At 44.9% G+C, this 19,665-nt stretch carries 15 protein-coding genes; 5 read left to right on the forward strand and 10 right to left on the reverse strand.

Translation table 11 applies throughout. From position 1 onward, the window contains the following. Nucleotides 1-1,034: serine protein kinase (locus K1X84_11215; GenBank protein MBX7152204.1), on the forward strand; the 1,034-nt coding region annotated here is incomplete at its 5' end. A gap of 9 nt (nucleotides 1,035-1,043) precedes the next feature. Beyond that, the gene (locus K1X84_11220) at nucleotides 1,044-2,150 is read left to right on the forward strand and encodes a DUF444 family protein (protein MBX7152205.1); all 1,107 of its coding nucleotides are present in this window, start codon (nucleotides 1,044-1,046) and stop codon (nucleotides 2,148-2,150) included. Between the two features lie 64 nt (nucleotides 2,151-2,214). On the opposite strand, the gene K1X84_11225 is transcribed toward K1X84_11220, so the two are convergent. The 6 genes from K1X84_11225 to K1X84_11250 form a co-directional block, all read right to left on the reverse strand. Next, on the reverse strand, nucleotides 2,215-3,426 hold the full coding sequence (locus K1X84_11225; protein MBX7152206.1) for an ABC transporter permease: 1,212 nt from the start codon (nucleotides 3,424-3,426) through the stop codon (nucleotides 2,215-2,217). Nucleotides 3,427-3,442: 16 nt separating this feature from the next. Beyond that, a complete protein-coding gene (locus K1X84_11230) occupies nucleotides 3,443-4,240 on the reverse strand; it encodes an ABC transporter ATP-binding protein (protein MBX7152207.1) in 798 nt (265 codons plus the stop codon). 11 nt (nucleotides 4,241-4,251) lie between these two features. Further along, the gene (locus K1X84_11235) at nucleotides 4,252-5,412 is read right to left on the reverse strand and encodes an efflux RND transporter periplasmic adaptor subunit (protein ID MBX7152208.1); all 1,161 of its coding nucleotides are present in this window, start codon (nucleotides 5,410-5,412) and stop codon (nucleotides 4,252-4,254) included. Nucleotides 5,413-5,430: 18 nt separating this feature from the next. Continuing rightward, nucleotides 5,431-6,789 carry a TolC family protein gene (locus tag K1X84_11240; GenBank protein MBX7152209.1) on the reverse strand — a complete coding sequence of 453 codons (1,359 nt, stop codon included), beginning with the start codon at nucleotides 6,787-6,789 and terminating at the stop codon, nucleotides 5,431-5,433. A gap of 148 nt (nucleotides 6,790-6,937) precedes the next feature. Continuing rightward, on the reverse strand, nucleotides 6,938-7,714 hold the full coding sequence (locus K1X84_11245; protein MBX7152210.1) for a TatD family hydrolase: 777 nt from the start codon (nucleotides 7,712-7,714) through the stop codon (nucleotides 6,938-6,940). Next, complete coding sequence (locus K1X84_11250; protein ID MBX7152211.1) at nucleotides 7,715-11,902, reverse strand: translocation/assembly module TamB domain-containing protein; 4,188 nt, start codon at nucleotides 11,900-11,902, stop codon at nucleotides 7,715-7,717. A gap of 166 nt (nucleotides 11,903-12,068) precedes the next feature. Between K1X84_11250 and K1X84_11255 the strand changes: the two genes are divergently transcribed. Further along, nucleotides 12,069-13,163, forward strand: a complete 1,095-nt coding sequence (locus K1X84_11255; GenBank protein MBX7152212.1) for a quinone-dependent dihydroorotate dehydrogenase — start codon at nucleotides 12,069-12,071, stop codon at nucleotides 13,161-13,163. 126 nt (nucleotides 13,164-13,289) lie between these two features. Here K1X84_11255 and K1X84_11260 read toward each other — a convergent pair whose 3' ends face one another. From K1X84_11260 to K1X84_11270, 3 genes are all read right to left on the reverse strand, one after another. Next, the gene (locus tag K1X84_11260; GenBank protein MBX7152213.1) at nucleotides 13,290-13,991 is read right to left on the reverse strand and encodes a response regulator; all 702 of its coding nucleotides are present in this window, start codon (nucleotides 13,989-13,991) and stop codon (nucleotides 13,290-13,292) included. After that, nucleotides 13,988-15,022 (reverse strand): histidine kinase, encoded by a 1,035-nt coding sequence (locus tag K1X84_11265; protein ID MBX7152214.1) that lies wholly within the window; start codon nucleotides 15,020-15,022, stop codon nucleotides 13,988-13,990. The genes K1X84_11260 and K1X84_11265 overlap by 4 nt, the downstream gene beginning before the upstream one ends. 192 nt (nucleotides 15,023-15,214) lie before the next feature. Continuing rightward, nucleotides 15,215-16,114, reverse strand: a complete 900-nt coding sequence (locus tag K1X84_11270) for an alpha/beta hydrolase (GenBank protein ID MBX7152215.1) — start codon at nucleotides 16,112-16,114, stop codon at nucleotides 15,215-15,217. 271 nt (nucleotides 16,115-16,385) lie between these two features. Between K1X84_11270 and K1X84_11275 the strand changes: the two genes are divergently transcribed. Further along, nucleotides 16,386-18,242 carry an acyl-CoA dehydrogenase family protein gene (locus tag K1X84_11275; protein MBX7152216.1) on the forward strand — a complete coding sequence of 619 codons (1,857 nt, stop codon included), beginning with the start codon at nucleotides 16,386-16,388 and terminating at the stop codon, nucleotides 18,240-18,242. 145 nt (nucleotides 18,243-18,387) lie between these two features. Further along, nucleotides 18,388-18,795 (forward strand): YciI family protein, encoded by a 408-nt coding sequence (locus K1X84_11280; protein MBX7152217.1) that lies wholly within the window; start codon nucleotides 18,388-18,390, stop codon nucleotides 18,793-18,795. An 8-nt stretch (nucleotides 18,796-18,803) separates the two neighbouring features. Here K1X84_11280 and fdhD read toward each other — a convergent pair whose 3' ends face one another. Continuing rightward, nucleotides 18,804-19,625, reverse strand: a complete 822-nt coding sequence (fdhD, locus tag K1X84_11285; GenBank protein MBX7152218.1) for a formate dehydrogenase accessory sulfurtransferase FdhD — start codon at nucleotides 19,623-19,625, stop codon at nucleotides 18,804-18,806. Between the last annotated feature and the right edge of the window lie 40 nt (nucleotides 19,626-19,665).

Raw genomic sequence — 19,665 nt, forward strand, 5'->3', positions numbered from 1 at the left:
CCGAATATAAAAAACTCCAGAACAATGAATTTATGGAAGCGTTGAGGGATCGTACTGTCAAAATTGACATTCCGTACATCACCAAATTATCTCATGAAATCAAGATCTATCAGAAAGATTACAATCCTAAAAAAGTTCGAGGTAAACACATTGCACCGCATACGCTTGAAATGGCCGCCATGTGGGCGGTACTCACACGGCTTGAGGAACCGAATAAACCGAATTTGACCCAAGTTCAGAAATTGAAATTGTTCGACGGTAAATCGATTCCAGGATTTACCGAAGACAATATCAAAGAATTGCGTAAATCGGCTAAACGCGAAGGTATGGACGGCATCAGCCCGCGCTACATTCAGGATAAAATTTCGAATTGTCTCGTCAATGATAAACTCGGAAGTTCCATCAATCCGTTCATGGTACTTAAAGAACTTGAAGGCGGATTAAAGCACCACTCGCTGATCAATAATGAAGAGCAACGTAAACGGTACCGTGAATTACTCAATGTCGTGAAACAAGAATACGAAGATATTGTGAAAAACGAAGTGCAGCGAGCGATTTCCGCCGACGAGGAAGCGCTCAAACGCCTCTGCGCCAATTACATCGACAATATTAAAGCCTATACGCAAAATGAACGGGTTAAAAATAAATACACAGGCGAATACGAAGCGCCCGATGAGCGGCTTATGCGTTCCATTGAAGAAAAAATAGAAATTCCCGAAAGCCGTAAAGACGATTTTCGCCGCGAGATCATGAATTACATCGGCGCCCTGGCTGTTGACGGGAAAACATTCGATTACAAAACCAATGAGCGGCTCAATAAAGCGCTCGAACTCAAGCTCTTCGAAGATCAGAAAGATAGCATCAAGCTGACCAGCCTCGTTAGTAACGTCATCGATAAAGAGACGCAGGAGAAAATCGATATTGTCAAAGCGCGGCTGATTAATAATTACGGATACGACGAGGTCAGCGCCACCGATGTGCTGCAATATGTTGCCAGTATTTTTGCACGCGGCGATATCAAATCGCAGAAGTAAGGAGTTCATTTGAATCTCAATATTCAGGTCGACCATAACCGTTTTCGTCAGATCGTCAAAGGCCGGATCAAACAAAATCTGAAAAAATACCTAACGCAAGGTGAGATGATCGGAAAAAAAGGTAAAGATTTTGTACGAATTCCTCTGCCACAAATCGATATTCCGCATTTCCGGTACGGCACAAAACAGACCGGCGGAGTTGGCCAGGGAAATGGCGACAAAGGTACGCCACTGGGCGGCGATTCGAACGATCCGACATCGGGCGAAGCCGGAAACACTGAGGGTCAGCACACACTTGAAGTTGATATCACACTGGAAGAACTGGCGCAGATGCTCGGTGAAGAACTTGAGTTGCCACGGATTGAGCCGAAAGGAAAAAAAACTATCGACTCAATGAAGGATAAATATACAGGTATTCGCAGCACGGGCCCCGAAAGTTTACGCCACTTCAAACGTACTTTCAAACATGCCCTAAAACGGCAGATCGCCAGCGGTATTTACGATCCCGATAATCCTATCATCGTGCCGGTACGAGAAGACCGGCGTTACCGCACATGGAAGGAATACCACGTTCCGCATAGCAACGCCGTAATTATTTATATCATGGATGTCTCGGGAAGTATGTGGGAAGAACAAAAAGAAATTGTACGCATTGAAACGTTTTGGATCGATACTTGGCTTCGCAGTCAATATAAAGGCATAGAATCGCGCTATATCATTCACGACGCTGTTGCGAGAGAGGTCGACCGGGAAACGTTTTTCCATACGAGAGAAAGCGGCGGCACCATGATTTCCAGCGCGTACAAATTATGCCGCGAAGTGATCGATAAAGATTATTCGCCGTACGATTGGAATATTTATCCGTTCCATTTCTCGGATGGCGATAACTGGTCGCGTGAGGATTCAATGGAGTGTATTGAATTATTGCAGAAAGAAGTCCTGCCAAAGGTTAATATGTTTTGTTACGCACAGGTGGAAAGCCCGTACGGCAGCGGTCAGTTTCTACGTGATCTCAATGATCACTTTGAAGGCAGTGAGCAAGTCATTACCTCTCAAGTTGCCAATCGCGACCAGATTTATGAATCAATTAAGATATTTTTAGGAAAGGGTAAGTGAAAATTTATTCAGTTCATAAAAAAAGCGAAGTTTACACTTCGCTTTTTTTGTTTAAATAATTTTATTATTCAAATCGTAATGCTTCGATCGGATTAAGTGATGCCGCTTTTTTTGCAGGATAGAATCCAAAAAATATTCCGACGCTGGCCGAAAACGACATCGATACAATAATCGACATGCCCGTGATTGAAACCGTCCATTGCGTAAAGGCCTCGACAGCCTGGGCCGTCAGAATACCAATGATCAACCCGATAACGCCACCCATCAAACTCAATACAATTGCTTCAACCAAAAATTGCATCAGAATGTCCTGTTCAGTCGCGCCAATAGCCATGCGGATGCCGATCTCGCGCGTACGCTCCGTTACGGAAACAAGCATGATGTTCATGATTCCTATTCCGCCGACCACCAGTGATATCGACGCGACAATGATCATTAACACAGAGACGGTTTTGGAAATAGACTTGGCTACTTCATTGATCTGATCCTGAGTCCGAATCGAAAAGTCGTCATCGCCCCATGCCGGAATACGGTGCGAACCTCTAAGTATATGGCGAACTTGTTCGATAGCTGCATCCATGTCCTGAGAAGTTCGAACGGATACATATAAATAATCCAGATCAGACTTGCCTGTCAATCGTTTCAAAAAAGTCGTGTAAGGAATAATAATCATATCGTCTTGATCCTGGCCTCCCGCTAGTTGTCCTTTAGGCTCTAGTACGCCGACGACCCTGAACGGGACATTTTGAATGCGAATAATTTCTCCCGTTGGATCTGCTTGCCCGAAAAGATTAGTGGCCACCGTCGTTCCTAGTACACATACTTTATTGCCTGAACGATAATCCTGATCAGTAAACATAGTACCTGACTGGAATCCCCAGTTACGAATCCGAGTAAAACTCGTATTCACTCCGAAAATCTGGCTGCCCCAACTTCGTTCAGCCGATATCACGCTGGTAACCAAGCGAATTGCCGGCGTTTGCGCCGTGACAAGATCACATTCCCGTAAAATCATTTCACCATCATCGGGTGTGAGTGTATTGGTTTTTTGGAGACGAATGCCTCCCTCCGTTCGTCCACCGGGACGGATCGTCACCATATTAGTACCAAATGCGGCCGTCTGGTTGTCAATTTCCTGTTGTGCTCCCGCGCCAACGCCCGTCATCGCTATGATCGAACCGACGCCGATGACGATACCGAGCATCGTTAGCGCCGATCTCATTTTATTGCGGGTCAACGCGCTGTAAGCAATTTTTAAAATCGTCAAAAAACCCATAGTAATTTCATTCCTGTTAGGCGTTGTCGACTATCGATGTCGCCAATACACGTTTCATTTCTTCTTCCGGATTCAGTCTGGCCGTAACCATCATGTCCTTGATAATGCGGCCGTCACGGAAGACTACGTTTCGTCGGGCATATTGGGCAATATCGTTTTCATGCGTAACCAGCACTATCGTAATTCCCTGATCATTCAGGCGTTGAAAAATGGCCATGATCTCAATGGATGTTTTACTGTCTAGATTACCCGTAGGCTCGTCGGCCAGAATCATTGACGGATGCGTGGCTAAAGCTCGCGCAATCGCGACACGCTGCTGTTGTCCTCCTGAGAGTTCGTTAGGTTTATGATCGAATCGTTTTTCCAATCCAACCGCTTTAAGCGCTTCCAGAGAACGTTCACGTCGCAAATTGGAAGCTAGCCCCTGATACATCATTGGCAACTCAACATTTTCAAGCGCGGACGTGCGTGATAATAAATTAAATCCCTGAAATACAAATCCGATTTTTTGGCTGCGGATTTTCGCTTTTTCATTTTTGGTCATACGCGCGACTGGAATGCCTTCGAGAATATAATCGCCCGATGTTGGGGCATCAAGGCAACCGAGAATATTCATAAACGTTGATTTTCCGGAACCCGAAGCGCCCATGATCGCTACAAATTCACCTTTTCGAATTTCAAGCGACACACCCCGAAGAGCCTGCACGTCGATGTCACCCATACGATAGATTTTCTTAAGATTTTTCACCGAAATGAGAGGCTCTTGCCCAAGGTAATCTACCGTTTCAGTTTTGATTGTATTCGATTCAATCATATTTTTCCTGTTTATTTCGATGGCACAAAACTGCGTACAGCGCCTGAACTCGTTGCGCTGCTGCTGACCCCGGTTATAACGCCCGCTTTTTCTTTGACGTCTCCGGATTTGACCTCAGTGAATTGTCCGTCGGTAATGCCGGCGTCAAGAAAAAGCGGCATAAGTTCTTCACTTTCATCCAAAGTCCATACCATCGTGCTATTTTTCAAATCAAACTTGGTTCCATATTGTTTGATGAATTTTGAAAATTGCTCTTGCGTTAAAGCTGGTTGGTAACGAAGCGCCATATTCGGGACTTTGACGATATCTTTTTTTGCATCGACGATAATGGAAATATTGGCGGTCATCCCTGGGAGCAATTTATTGTCTTCATTGGCCACGTCAATGATCACTTCATAACTCACAACATTTTGTGTAATGATTGGTTGGAGGCGAACCTGTGAAATTTTCCCATTGAAAGTTTCATCCGGGTACGCGTCGACGTAAAATGTTACATCTTGGCCGACTTTCACTTTGCCGATGTCAACTTCATCGATAGTAGCCTCCACTTGGATTTTCGACAAATCGTTAGCAATCAGAAATAAAATCGGAGCCTGCAAACTCGCTGCTACTGTTTGGCCTACGTCGACATTACGGGAAATAATTACGCCGTCGATAGGCGAAACGATATTGGTGTACTGAAGCGAGACCTGCGCGCGGTTGTACGCCGCGAGCGTCTGCTTTTGTTGCGATAACGAAAACTCGTAATTGGTTTGCGCTTCATCTTTTTCCGCTTGCGAAATTAATTTCCGGTCAAACAATTCCGTTGCTCGCTCCAATGTTTTTTTGGATTGTGCCACTTGAGCGTTCGCTTTCTCAAGATTCGCTTCCGCTTCCAGCAATTGCGCTTTTAAAAACGTCGGATCGATTTGAGCAATCACCTGCCCTTGTTTGACTTTTTGATTAAAATCGGCGTAGATCTTGGAAATCGTTCCTGAAATTTGCGTACCAACCTGTACACGTGTGACAGGATTGACTTTGCCCGTAGCTGTAATGATGACTGAAATATCACCGCGTTGCACCGATTCTATTTTGTAATGGAGCGGCGTTCCTGAATTATTGAAGTAGATCGCTCCGGCCAATATCAGCCCCGCTGCAAGCGAACTGATAATTATCATTTTCCTTTTGTTCATACTGATCTGATCCGTCTGTTAATGAGTTTCTTTTATTTTTCCGATGGTTCTTTTGAATTTCGATAGTTCGACCTGATATTGATATAATGCTGTCGTGCGGTCAATACGGGCATTAGCAAGCGATAAATTCGCATCCGTCACTTCAATGGCCGAACCGATGCCGGTATCGAAACGTCCTTCGGCAAGTTGGAGATTTTTTTCGCCTTGAACGACAATTTTCTCGCTGGCTTTATACCTTTCTTCGGCATATTTCACGCTAAAATATCTTTCCTGAACTTCCTGAATAATTTTTTGTTTAAGTACATTATATTGCGACGTTGCGATACGAATATTTCCCTGCGCTTCGGCAATATCGGCCCGGACGCTGAGTCCTTGAAAAATCGGAAACGCAAAATTGAGTCCAACATTATAACCGAGCTTGAATTTGTCTTTGCTGAGATTGTCAGCCGGATCTTTTTGAATGATATAGGGTCCGACGCCTCCTGAAGCTGTAATGATCGGCCCGTATTGACTACGCGCCGCGCTCAAGGCCGCCTTGGATGCCTTGATCCGCATTTCACCGGCTGTAACTTCTTTCCTTGATTGCATGGCGATGTCGATACATTCTTTCAGATTGCTCGTAAACGGTACATATTGCACTTCCAAAGGCGTTACGTAATTGGCCGGTTCATCGCTGACTTCAGTAATGCCCATAGCGCTGTTCAGATTTACTTTGGCCAAACGTAATTGGCCTTTCGCGTTAATCAGTTCCAACTCGGCACTGGCCACTTCCAATTCAGCTTTCGATACTTCTGATTCGGGTAATTTTCCAACTTCAAAAAATCCTTTGGCGCGCTCAACATGCTTACGTGATTGCGTAACACGTTCCTCATTAATTCTAACGACTTGTTGTGCCTGGATGTAATTGTAATACGTTATATGAACATTGAGCACGACGTCTTCCTCGGTCGAGGCCAACGATAACTCCGCTGCTTTGATCAATTGATCCTTCGATTCGAGCGATTTGGCTGTACGGCCAAAATCGTAGATTGGTTGTTTGATGGTCATGCGGATGTTGGGAATAAATTTCGTTCCTTGTTTGGGATCGTAGATAGGACTTGACGCAATAACATTCGACGACTGCAACGGTGTATTCGTCACATAAGCGCCTGCTTCCAATTGGATTTGTGGAAAGAGCAACGACTGAACCTGTGTGTAATCCGATTCAGCCGTGATGACGGCTCCTTGGGATGTGCCAAGCGCCGGCTGATTTTCAAGCGCAATCCGGATACATTCAGCCAAAGTCAGCGTATCAGAAATTTGTATAGTATAAGCTGTTTCCTGAGCTCTGACAGGCATCGTTATAATCAATAAAATAAGAAAAACGTATGACCTCATATCTTTTCCTTTAAAAACCGATTTCAAATACTTATAGCTTTTTAAAACATGATTCAAGTTACATACCAATTATTTTTTCACTAAAACTATTAAAAACAATTTCTAAAAAATGATACTGTTTTTCAAATTTTCACACTGCATAAGTTTTTCACAGTATTGAATCTGAAAGTTGAAAAATTTTAGCCGCATTTTCCGATGTAATTCGCGCAATATCATCAATATTTTTTCCAAGAATTTCTGCCAATTTTTCTGCCGTGTACCGGACGTACGCCGGTTCATTTCGTTTTCCCCGATAAGGAACCGGCGTCAAAAACGGCGCATCCGTTTCAATCAACAAGCGATCCGCCGGAACTTTTTTAACAATTTCAGGAAGCGCCGATTTTTTATACGTAAGATTACCGGCAAAAGAAATAAAAAAATTTAAATCCAGAGACGCTTCCAGCAACTTCTCATCGCCGGAAAAACAGTGCATGATTCCTCGTAGTCTGGAAGAACGCTCCTCTTGCAAAATGCGGATAACGTCATCGCTGGCCTCGCGATTATGAATGACAATAGGTTTATCCAAATCCTCAGCAAGCCGTATCATTTTTCTGAACACATGATGCTGAATTTCCTGCGGAGTTTCCTTCCAATAATAATCCAGACCGATTTCTCCAATTGCGACTATTTTTTTGTATAACGCCATTTGCCGAAAAACATCGATCATGGCGTCATCAAATTTCCGGGCATCGGTTGGATGAAGTCCCACTGCGGCATACACATTAGGATAATTTTCAGCCAATCGAATGGCCCGTTGTGCTGAATCCACATCGGTACCGATCGTAACGACACGGCTGACGCCACCTTCAAAAGCCCGGCGAATCATCTCTTCACGATCTGCATCGAAAAGATCATAATCCAGATGCGCGTGCGTATCAAAGAACACTCAGTATTCCTTCCTGAAATAAAAAATGACGTTAATAATATCTTCCTGCTGTGTTGATTGACCCTGAGCGGGCTTTTTATATTCAAACTCCAACGTCTTCTTCCACGATGGCCCTAAGATTTTTCTAAGTACCGGAATATTGTTGACGACGCTATCGGCAACCAATTCAAGCGTAATATTCCGCGCAGAGGTCGCATCAAAACCGCCTTCAAAACTTACAGAAACCGATTCACTGATTCGTTTGGCAACAGCAATAGAACTGCCTTGTCCGGAGGTTCCCGCCTGGTATTCAAGTTTTTGCAATCCGGCCTGATTAGCTACAGCGTTGAGCAATTGATTGATCGCAACTTGCTTGGCAAAATCGCCGGCCTGTTCCTTACCGAGTTTTGCCAGATCGCTCGTTTTGACGCCCAAAACCAGATACGACAAAATATCCGCCGGTTCCGTCAAACCATCGAGCGGGCTGTCCGTTCCCCGTTCCACGGCAATAATCGCGATAACCGGACGAAGCAATTTGCCCGTCACTTTGATCTGTGCTTCAGCCGGAATACTCTCACCGTCGTCCGTCCGATACTCAAAGCGTTTGACAGCGACGATATCCAACTCCGGATTCAATCCGGGCTCACCGGTGAATTTGACGTTACCCTGATCGATAGTAAACGCGGCATTCAGATAGGCATACTTCCCGCCTTTTTTAGTATTCACGTCTCCGGTAATAAAAAAATCTTCCGATCCCGGCGGCTTGGTTACGTTAATGTCACCTTGGAGCCCAAGTAACATTTCAGCGCTGCGCACGTTGTTATCCGTATTTTCAGGCAGACTGACGTTCAAATCCATGTCGAGATTTTTATAATAATTGACTTCCTTGACTTCTTTATCTTTTTTTGTGCTTTTCGATGCGTTGACATCCGTAACGATTTTAGCTTTAGTAGGATCGACTACCCAAATTTCCGAATTCCGGATTTGTAAATCGCCTTTAACCGTGGTAAATGCCAGCGACTGAGCCGATACCGTCATAGCACCCGTGATTTTTGCCGTATGCAGATACGTCGTTTCGCTTTTCGTATTGACCGGAACAAAATCGTTGAACGCAAGGTTCAGTTTATAGCCGACGTTGTCGATTTTATTGAAATCAAAGTTTTTCATCAAATCGGCCAACGATACTTCCCCATTGGCCAGTAAAAGCGATCGGGAATCTTTACCGGCCTGAACCGACATAGTATCCAGGAAAATATTTTCAGGCGTTACACGCACGAACATCCGCATATTCCGAAAAGTCTGGCCAATCGTATTTTTCGGAAAAGTCATCACGCCGTCTTCGATTTTCATTTCGCCTTCGACCACCGGCTTTTCTTTATTACCGCTGATTTTCATATCGATCTTAAGATCACCGCGATTCAGCGTCAGCGCTTTGCCGAAAAACGCCTGAAGAAAACGTAAATCAATTCCTTCCGAGTGAATTTTACAATTGATCGGCCGGGTCGTGAATCGCTGTTCCACATCTTTAAAACTCAGGTCGACCGGCAAATATCCGCCAACCGTCAATGTTTTGTCGGCGTTCTGGTTCAGCGACATGTTGAATTGAACTTTCCGGTTCAAATACTGCATATTGCCAAGGAAATTATTATAAACGAATTCGGAGGCCTTGCCGTTGGTAATATTCCAATCAAGAATCATAATGGGTTTTTCGAAACTGCCTTTGATGCTGGCATTAAGATTGAGCAATCCTTCAACGACCGACTGATTCGATCCAATCAGCGCATTGGCACGGGACAGATTCAGATCTTTGATCTTGACGTCAAGATTCTGGTCGCCGGCGATATCGATATTGCCAAACAACGAAATGAAGCCGTCTCCGATGTCCATGCTAAATGAACGGATGTCGTACACATTTTTGTCGAGATCGAATGTAAGATCGATGGGCTTATTGTTCTGCCATTTTTCAGTCCATTTTTCATAAGTGGTATCGATCACGGGATCTTCACCGAGAGCAATACTTCGTTCACGCGTTTTGAGGTTTTTTCCCGAGATGCGCAGATAGAGGTTTTCCAACTGCAGGTCGCCTTTTTTTTCGCTGTGCATGAACAAGCTGCCTTTGATATTGGCATAGGCATCGAGCGTATCTTGCAGGCCGGAAATTTCAAATGATGTGCGATCGCGTTCTTTCGTGATCGATGTTGTAAAATCGTTGATCACTGTTCCGTTGATATCCGCACGTCGCGTAAAAAGAAAAATATCGCCATACACCGTATTATCGATACGCTTGAAATCGGGATTCGCGATAATTTCGCGCGGAACGATATTGTAGAAAGCATAATTAAATGAAAGCGAATCAAGTTTGATGGTTGAAAAAATAAAATTGGTCAGCGTCATGGCACCGCTGGTTTGTAAATTATCATAATTGCCTATCACATTACCCTCAAAAGCCAGATCCAACCCGAGCGTATCTTTAAACAACGAGTCCGATCCGATATATTTTTTCAGTAATGAAAAGTCCAGTGTTTTGATCTTGTAATTCATATTGACCGTAGAATCCAATCCTAATGCGCCGTTCGCTTCGATGCTTGCCAATGGCGTAACGACTTTAAGATTGTCGAGATGAATTTGACCGTTACTTTGAGAACCCCGAACAACAAGATTTTCCAGACGCCGGTTCATGATCATGGACGATTCGCTATGAACACTGAGTTGACCGTTGGAAGTTTTCGGATTTAATCCTTTGCCATCGTAGGCCAAATTAAGATTGATCGAACTTTGCAACGCCGTATCGCCCACAAGATCGGCAATATTAATATGGCGAAATTTCGTTTCGAGATGATATTCTTCGGTCAGCAGTTTATAATATCCTTCGCAGTCAAAATCACCGGCGCTGGTGCGGCCTTTGAAACGCGTCAGTTTCGCTTCCCCTTCTTTAACATTGGCATCCACATTAAAGCTGTCGATATCTATGGCAAAAAAACGCGATTTGAATAAGCTGAATTGCACATTGCTCAACAACGTATTCGGATCCGTGCCGATGCCGTCGGCGGTCACACGCCCGTTGAGATTGGCAAACAAATCTTTTTGATTGAGAAATGCTCCCAGATTGATACCGTTGAATACCAGATCGGTTTTATAGCCCAGTGGACCTTCGCCATAATCTACACCTGCATAACCATTCAGATTACCGGCAGGCGTCGTCAAGCGAAGATTGGTCAGTAAAACGCCTTCATCGTCCCCGCGCGCATGCGTTTCCAATTCAATTTTGTCAATATCGTTCATTCCTACATCCGCAAAAACCCTCGCATCACTCAGATGAAAAGGATAGGCCCGTACATCGACATCGTACATCAGATGAATATCTTTGAGGCTATCCGGCAATACCAATTCCCCGCGAACAAAAAAATCCGTTCTATCAGTCACTAAACGCATTTCATCGATTTTTAGCGTCAGTGAATCACGCCGTTCCGGAAATCGCGCTTGTTCCGCCAACGAGGGCTGAAAAATATTTGCTTGTGCCAGGAGTGAGAAATTTTTGACGCGTAGCGTATCGAACAGAGTCTTTCCCGATATAGTTTTCGGGTGAATCGCGTTGAAACTAAACCGGCTGATGGAAAGATTTTGATGGGCTCCGTTCGCCTGAGCTTTTACATCGAGTTGTAGTTGTGTTACGCGCGTTTTGAACGCACCCATATCAATTTCTACATCGCCGTCTTCTATCGCTAATTGATCCAACACGATATTCATGCCCCCTAACGGTTTTGCGGTCGAATCAATCGGTTTCGGCGGCTTTGGGGCAGAAGGTTTGGCAATACGGCTGAAATTGAGAACGCCGGAGGAATCCGCGCTCATGAAAATTTTAGGACGAATCAGCCGGACCTCTTTTATCAGGACTTCATTGTCAATCAACGTCAGTGCATTGTAATTCAGGCTTAACGACTCAAATTCTACGATCGATGTATCACCAAACGCCAGTCGGCCTTTTTTTAAAATTAATGACGTGAAAAAATTGCCGTCGATTTCTTCGAGTGACAACGTCGCATTGAGTTCATCATTGACGATACCGACCACTTGCGTTTTTAAAACACTTTTACCGATCGGCGTCTCTAAAAAAATGAAACCGCCGGCCAACAGTATCACGACGGAAAGAAATGTGTACAAAACAAAACGGAAAATAAATTGCAAAAATTGTCGCAAATTTTTCTTCACTGAAAAGCCTTTGGAATCAAGTTAGGGTCGCGCGTGCATAATACTCAATTTAACCCTATATTTCAATCATTAAATACATGTAACCCCGTGATTTTTCGACGAAAAACGCTTGAAAATCTGTCATTTATTTCTAATTTAATCCGGCAATTTTTTAAGGAAGTTTTTAATGATTTATCGATCTTTGATTCGTCCGGTTTTATTTCAATTCGATTCGGAAACTGTTCACGATTTTGTGGTCCGGCGAATCCTTTCACATGATCAATTTATCCGAATGGTAAGTCCTTTTTTTACTTACCGGCATCCGTCTCTTGAACAAAAAATCTTCGATTTAACTTTTCCGAATCCGGTTGGGCTGGCGGCAGGATTTGACAAAATGGCGTCGGGCATTCCGGTGTGGCCGGCGTTGGGATTTGGCTTTTCAGAAATCGGCACCGTGACCGGGCAGGCACAACCGGGAAACGATAAGCCGCGCCTGTTTCGCCTCAAAAAGGATTATGCGTTAATCAACCGCTTCGGTTTCAATAATACCGGAGCATTAAAAATGGCGGAAACTCTACAGCGCTGGCATAAAAAAAAATTTCTCCACACAATCCCCCTTGGAATCAATATCGGCAAAACTAAAGTCGTCGAACTGGACAAAGCGTACGAAGATTATTTATTTTCATTCAAAACTTTGTGGCCCTATGCCGATTATTTTGTCGTCAATGTCAGTTCGCCGAACACGCCCGATCTTCGGCAATTGCAGGATAAATCTTTCCTGACGGAAATCCTAAGAACATTAACCGCAACAAATTTAGAGTTATCACGCTCCTCGAAACCCAAACCTATTTTTGTCAAAATTGCACCGGATTTGTCATTCGAACAAATCGATGAGGTTTTAGACGTTGTTCAGCAATACAAAATTAACGGTATCATTGCAACGAATACAACGATCACGCGTGAGAATCTTATTTCCAGTAACGAATTGAAAAACGAACAAGGCGGGCTGAGTGGCAAACCATTGAAAATGAAATCCACAGAAATTATCCGTCATATCTATAAAGCTACCCGAGGACAAATAATCATTATCGGCGTCGGGGGAATTTTCACAGCCGTCAATGCCTACGAAAAGATCAAAGCCGGAGCTTCACTGGTGCAACTTTACACAGGATTTATTTATGAAGGCCCTTCGATCTGTAAGAAAATTAATCGGGAATTAGTGCGATTACTTGAGAGAGATGGAATTCGTAACGTAGCTGAAGCGGTGGGAAATGATGTGTAGCAAATTTCTTGTCGTTACGGTGTGCCGAAATATACAGCATACGGATAACCACCGATCAGACGAATTTTCATGGAAATTTAAATCGGCGTGAATCAGTATCATCCGCGTCATCAGTGTGCCATGAAATTAAAAACTCATCGTTTCTTTGAATTTCTGAGCCTGCCGACGAGACATTTTGATTTCAAAACCACCTTTGAGATGAACTAAAAGACCGCTGTCAAACCACGGGTCGATTTTTTCTATCCATTGCAGGTTAATAATATGCTGGCGGCTCGCGCGGAAAAAGACTTTCGGATCGATCCGCTGCTCCAATTGATTGAGCGATCGCAATATCAGCGGCTTGAAGTCATCAAAATACAATCGCGTATAATTACCTTCCGATTCCATCAGCCGGATAGTTTTTAACTTTACAAACCAGCATCGTTCGTCTTCCCTGACAAACACTTTATCTTCTTCGGATAGTAGTCCGGTGCTTTGGGATTGCTCTTCGGGTAATTTACGAAGCGCTTCTTCAAGACGTTTGGGATCGATCGGTTTGAGTAAATAATCCAGAGCGTTCACTTCAAACGCGCGAATCGCAAAATGATCGTACGCCGTCGTAAAAATCACATGCGGCAAGTCATCCAATTGACTCAGCAGATCAAAACCATTTTGTCCCGGCATTTGAATATCGAGAAATAACAAATCGGGATGATGCAGGCGAATTTTCATCAAGGCTTCGTCTGCGTTGCGCGCTTCGTCGATTATTTGGATTTCGCTATGCGGCTGAAGCAGGCGCTTCAATTCCTCGCGCGCGAGACGCTCGTCGTCAATAATCAAAGCATTCATGCATTCACCGGTATTTGAATTTCCGCACACACTGTGTTGATATTGTGTTGTTGTAATGAAAAAACGGCTGTTTCGCCGAACATGAGCCGCAATCGTCCGCGAATATTTTCCACGCCGATCTTGGTCGAGTCGGATTCGCCATTGAGCCGGCCGGAATTCGTCACGCGTACGATCAGTTGATGGTTGTTCACGGAACTTTCAATCCGTATTTCGCCGCCTTTTGGATCGTGGCTGACGCCGTGTTTAATTGCATTTTCGATCAACGGCTGGAGTAACATGGACGGCATTTTCAATGATTCCGACTTAGGATCAATATTCCATTCGACGCGTAAACGCTCTTCAAATCGTAAGCTCTCCAATGCAAGATAGTCTCTCACGGTTTGTAATTCCTCAGCAAAGGTTGCACTGCGATCGTTCTGCGATTGTAATGTATAACGCAACATGTTGGCCAGATGCGTGATCGCATCCTGAGCCTTTGCCGGATTCTCAACGGTCAGGGCGCGAATGCTGTTGAGCGCATTGAATAAAAAATGCGGATTGAGTTGTGCTTTGAGTAACGATAATTCCGCTTCGCGCTTCGCGGCTTGCAGTTGCACATTCTGGAGTGCAGATTGTTGGTAATTTCTAAAATAATGAATTCCAAAATACAACAACATCCAAAGAAATACCATGAAACTGAAATTAAAGGTCGTGACGAGAGAATAGCCAAGTGTAATGTCCGACCATGTATAGAGCCCGATGACAAAGACCGAAACTACGGTCGCGCTCCATTTCATCACCAATCCGCAGATAAAACTCAACAGCAGTATCCGCGGAATCAGTGAAAGAATGCGTTTCATCCGCCACTGATTCCGCCCGATCCACCAGTGTGCCGCATGCGTCACGGCGACACCGAGCACTGAAACCGTAATGTTTGCAATAGCGGCTTTCAACGAGTATTTTCCTATGGCGGTAAACAGTACGCCGTTGATCACGGCGTACAGTCCCCAGCCGCAAACCTGACATATCCAGTATATCCATACCCGTTTCATGAACGACACCTTTTACAACGCCAATAGGTAAAGACAATCCACCCGCCGAAAAATATCACCGCAGCAACGAATCCGGCCCACCCTTTCATTGAACTTGACAATGCTGTCGCGATGCCAATCCATATTGCGGACCATGTCCCAAATTTCGAACGTGATGGGCAAGAGAGATTTAATTTCATCATAATATAACCTTTATTTCACCGGTTTCAAGCCGGACGTGGATGAATGTTGAGTAACAAACGTTTGAACTTGTTCGCGGAACCATTCCGGTTCATCGAGCATGATAAAATGGCGCGCTTTTTCAGCCATGGTTACTTGAACGCCCGGCAGAGCTGCATATAAATTTTTAATTTTTTCGGCAGCCCATTCTTTGGTGGCGCCGAATTTCTGCATCGCGCTCCACGAGCCCAGCACCATAACGGGACAGTGAATATCCGCGATAGCTTTACGCAAATCGGTCGTCATCACTTCGTACATCGCCTCCCCGACGGTCGCAAAATCGCTGGCCAATCCCCATTCCAAAGCACGGCGGACTTGCGCCGAATCGGAGATCATCGATTGCAATACCAACGGCTGCGTTGCTTTGTATTGATCTCGCGGCTGCGTTGATACCATCTTTTTCAACATCTCTGCCTGAGGTTTCACCGATTCAATTGTTGCGTCGGGTTGTTGAAATGCGGCAAGAAACGGGTACGTGTCGACAATAATGAGCGCGCCGAGGCGATCCGGATTTTTAATAGCCAATTGCATTGCAATAAATCCGCCGAGACTGTGCCCGATCACAATAGGATGATCCAGCTTTTGGACATACAACGACAATTCCGTTACTACATTTTCTAAGAACGGCGGCACGATCGGCGCTTCCCCGGCAAATCCGGCCAACGTCAACACATGGCATTCATATTGACTCTTGAAATGATCGACGGTCGCATCCCAGACTTCACCCGAACAAGCCAGTCCGGGAATCAAAACCATCGGCCGGCCTTTGCCGTAAATTTCAACTTTAAATGCTTTCGTCCTTACAACTTTCGGCTGATCGGACGCAAACAGATTCATGGCACACAGAGCCAATAAAAAAATCATTTTTTTCATACGTCACTCCTTGGTTTAATGACGCGATTAAAATAAGCCATGGAAGCGCTTATATAGCCAAAATTGGTATGAGCGGTTGTAAGCACGGATAAGCGGTTTTTTAGTATGATTTTTTTCTTTTATTTAAGTCGAATCTTTTATAAACTTATCTGTATATGGTTCTCTGATAGCGTCTTTGAGTTCTACATTCACAGCAGCGGCGCACTACAATCGGCCCGGTCTCATCCGAACCATTAATCAAATCCATTCATTTCGTCCAAGCGAGGTTTACATGGCTAATGACAAACGACACGTCAGCGAGGAAGAAGCCCGTCAGGTGGCAGAAGCTGCACGCGAAAGCAAATGGGATCGCCCGAGTTTTTTACGGGAAATTTTTCTCGGCAATTTGCGGCTCGATCTCGTTCATCCCTATCCGGATGTAAAAGGCATTGACCGTCCCGAATACCAGGAATTTTACAAAGAGTTCAAACAATTTCTTACCGAACTCGATTCGGATGCGATCGATCGTGAAGGGCAGATTCCTGTCGAAGTCCGGCATCGTCTCGCCGAGATGGGCGCATTCGGCATGAAAATCAAAAAAGCGTACGGCGGGCTGGAATTTTCGCAGGCCGAATACAATAAAATATTGGAGATGATCTGTTCCAAAGACGGCAATGTGATCGCGCTTTTGTCCGCACACCAGTCGATCGGCGTTCCTCAGCCGCTTTCGATGTTTGGCACTGAAGAGCAAAAGAAAAAATATTTGCCGCGGCTTGCAAAAGGCGACGTGTCCGCGTTCGCGCTGACGGAGACGGACGCCGGCTCCGATCCGGCCAAACTTGCTACAACGGCGGTTCTAAGTGAGGACGGCCAATCGTATATACTTAGTGGTGAAAAATTATGGTGCACCAATGGTACCATCGCCGATGTAATTGTCGTCATGGCACGTCATCCTGAAGACGGTGCGATCAGCGCGTTTATTGTCGAAACCGATTGGCCGGGCGTGAAAGTCGAACAACGTTGCCGTTTTATGGGCCTAAAAGCTTTAGAAAATGGCGTTCTCTCTTTCACCAACGTCCGTGTACCGAAAGAAAATTTACTCTGGGGTCGCGGTAAAGGACTGAAACTTGCTCTGATCACGCTTAATACAGGACGTTTAGCGCTTCCAGCAGGGGCGGCCGGAACGGCGAAGGCCTGTTTGGAAATTGTCCGCAAGTGGGGCAATGAGCGCGTGCAGTGGGGACAACCCGTCGGCAAACACGAAGCGATTGCACAAAAAATAGCCGACATGGCATCGATGACATTTGCGATGGAATCGGTCGCTTCGCTGGCTACCGCAATGGCCGATAAAGGTTATGATATTCGCCTCGAAGCGGCGGTCGCTAAAATGTACAACACCGAAGCCGGCTGGAAAATCGTGGACGACACGCTGCAAATTCGTGGCGGACGCGGATACGAAACCGCCGATTCTCTCCGGGCGCGCGGTGAAGAGCCCATTCCCGTCGAACGTATGATGCGCGATTACCGCATTAATTTGATCTTTGAAGGTTCCAGTGAAATCATGCGCCTTTTTATTGCGCGTGAAGCCGTCGATAAACATCTCGAAGTTGCTGGCGCCATGCTCGATCCGAAAAAATCGTTCGGACAAAAACTCGCCGCATTGCCGAAAATTGCGTTGTTCTACGGAACGTGGTATCCTTCACGTTGGTTGGGATGGGCGTGGTGGCCACGGTATGCGGAATTCGGATCGCTCGCCAAACACATGCGGTTTGTCAACCGATCGACGAGAAAATTATCGCGCGAAATTTTCCACGGCATGATGCGGCATCAGGCCAAATTGGCTTATAAACAGGCCTTCCTTTTCCGCGCAGTGGATATTGGCGCCGAACTTTTTGCGATGTCCGCAACAATGAGCCGTGCTGTTAAACTGGCCAAGCAAGGCAATAAAGATGCGCTTCAACTTGCCGATATCTTTTGCCGCAGTGCGCGCCGCCGTGTTAAAAATTCTTTCCATGCACTCTGGTCCAATGACGATGTGGCCAAATATAAATTGGCCAAAGATATTTTGAACAATCGTTATACATGGATGGAAGAAGGCATCGTAGGAATGGAAGCATTCGAACATAAATACGAACATGAAATGGTTTGATTGTATTCTTAAATATTTATTATCAGGCACCCGCGAAAGCGGGTGTTCTTTTTTCCGGCTTACAACGACTTTTTTAAAAAAGTTTGTCGATTTTTACGAGTGTCGTTCGTTTATAGGTGAATAGCCTTTTTAAAAAGGACACTTCATGCGAATGGCAATAGTTTTATTCATTATTACAGGAGGAACATTGACGATGGCTCAGGAAAAAAATGACGCTACATGGGCAAAAGTTCAGGAAAAAGTTCAGACCGGCCGGCCGTTTACGCTGGCATTGCTCAAATCAGGCCCTAAGTCCGACTTCGACAGCACAACGGCGGAACGCTTACAGAAAGAGCATTTGATACATCTTTTCCAATTACACGATGAAGGCAAACTATTGATTTGGGGACCCTTGGTCGATGAAACGGATCTGAGAGGCATCGCTATTTTCAATACGGCCGACGCCAAAGAAGTTGAAAAATGGTTGAGTGAAGATGTGTGGATGAAAGCAGGCGGGATGATATTCGAAATTCACCCGTGGTTCAGTTTACCGGGTTTGTCGCTTCCGAAATAGATTCTGATTTAATTTATACGTTCTTCGTACGTATAGACATTAAAATGATCGCTACGAAGAAATCCGACCAACGTCACACCAAATTCAAACGCTGTTTTAACGGCCAGATTCGACGGAGCTGAAATAGCCGTAAGGATCGGCACTTGTGCGCTGACGGCTTTCTGAACAATTTCATAACTCAATCGGCCGCTGACCATCAGGATATGCTTGTTAAGCGGAAGTAATTCTTGTTCATACACGTGCCCGATGATCTTATCGACCGCGTTATGACGGCCAATATCTTCACGCACGCAGACAAGTTCACCTGCCGCTGTAAAAAGTCCCGCCGCATGCAAACCACCCGTGGCGTCAAAAACTTTTTGAGCGGAGCGCATCTGATCGGAAAAGGTCAAAATTGTTTTGGCCGGAATTTTCCAATCGGATTGAATGCGTTTAAATCCTTTTTCTTTCAACGATTCTATGGACGTACGGCCACAGACGCCGCAACTTGCGTTGACATAGGAATAACGGTTTAAACTTTCTGAATCTTTAGCCCGGTCAAATGAAGTTTCATCCAGCGTAATGACAATAGTGTTGGCGTCTTTCATTTTGATTTGCAAGACTTCAGAACCTATATTCAATATTCCCTCGGAAAACAAAAATCCCGTAGCCAATTCATCATCGTGTTCAGGCGTCCTCATCGTAACGGCCAACGTTTTTTTGTGCTCGCCGGCCGGATCCGTTACGACTATTTCCAACGGCTCTTCACCCGTCAGCGCATCTTTCTTTTCCTGCCAACGGCCGTTTTTAAAAGAGCGCACTATAAATGAATCGATGGATGGTTTTTTCATGATTTTAATTTTAAAAATTCTATGCGTTCTCGGGTGTGAA

It is taken from the genome of bacterium (assembly GCA_019695335.1).
Taxonomy (GTDB): Bacteria; CLD3; CLD3; order SB21; family SB21; genus JABWBZ01.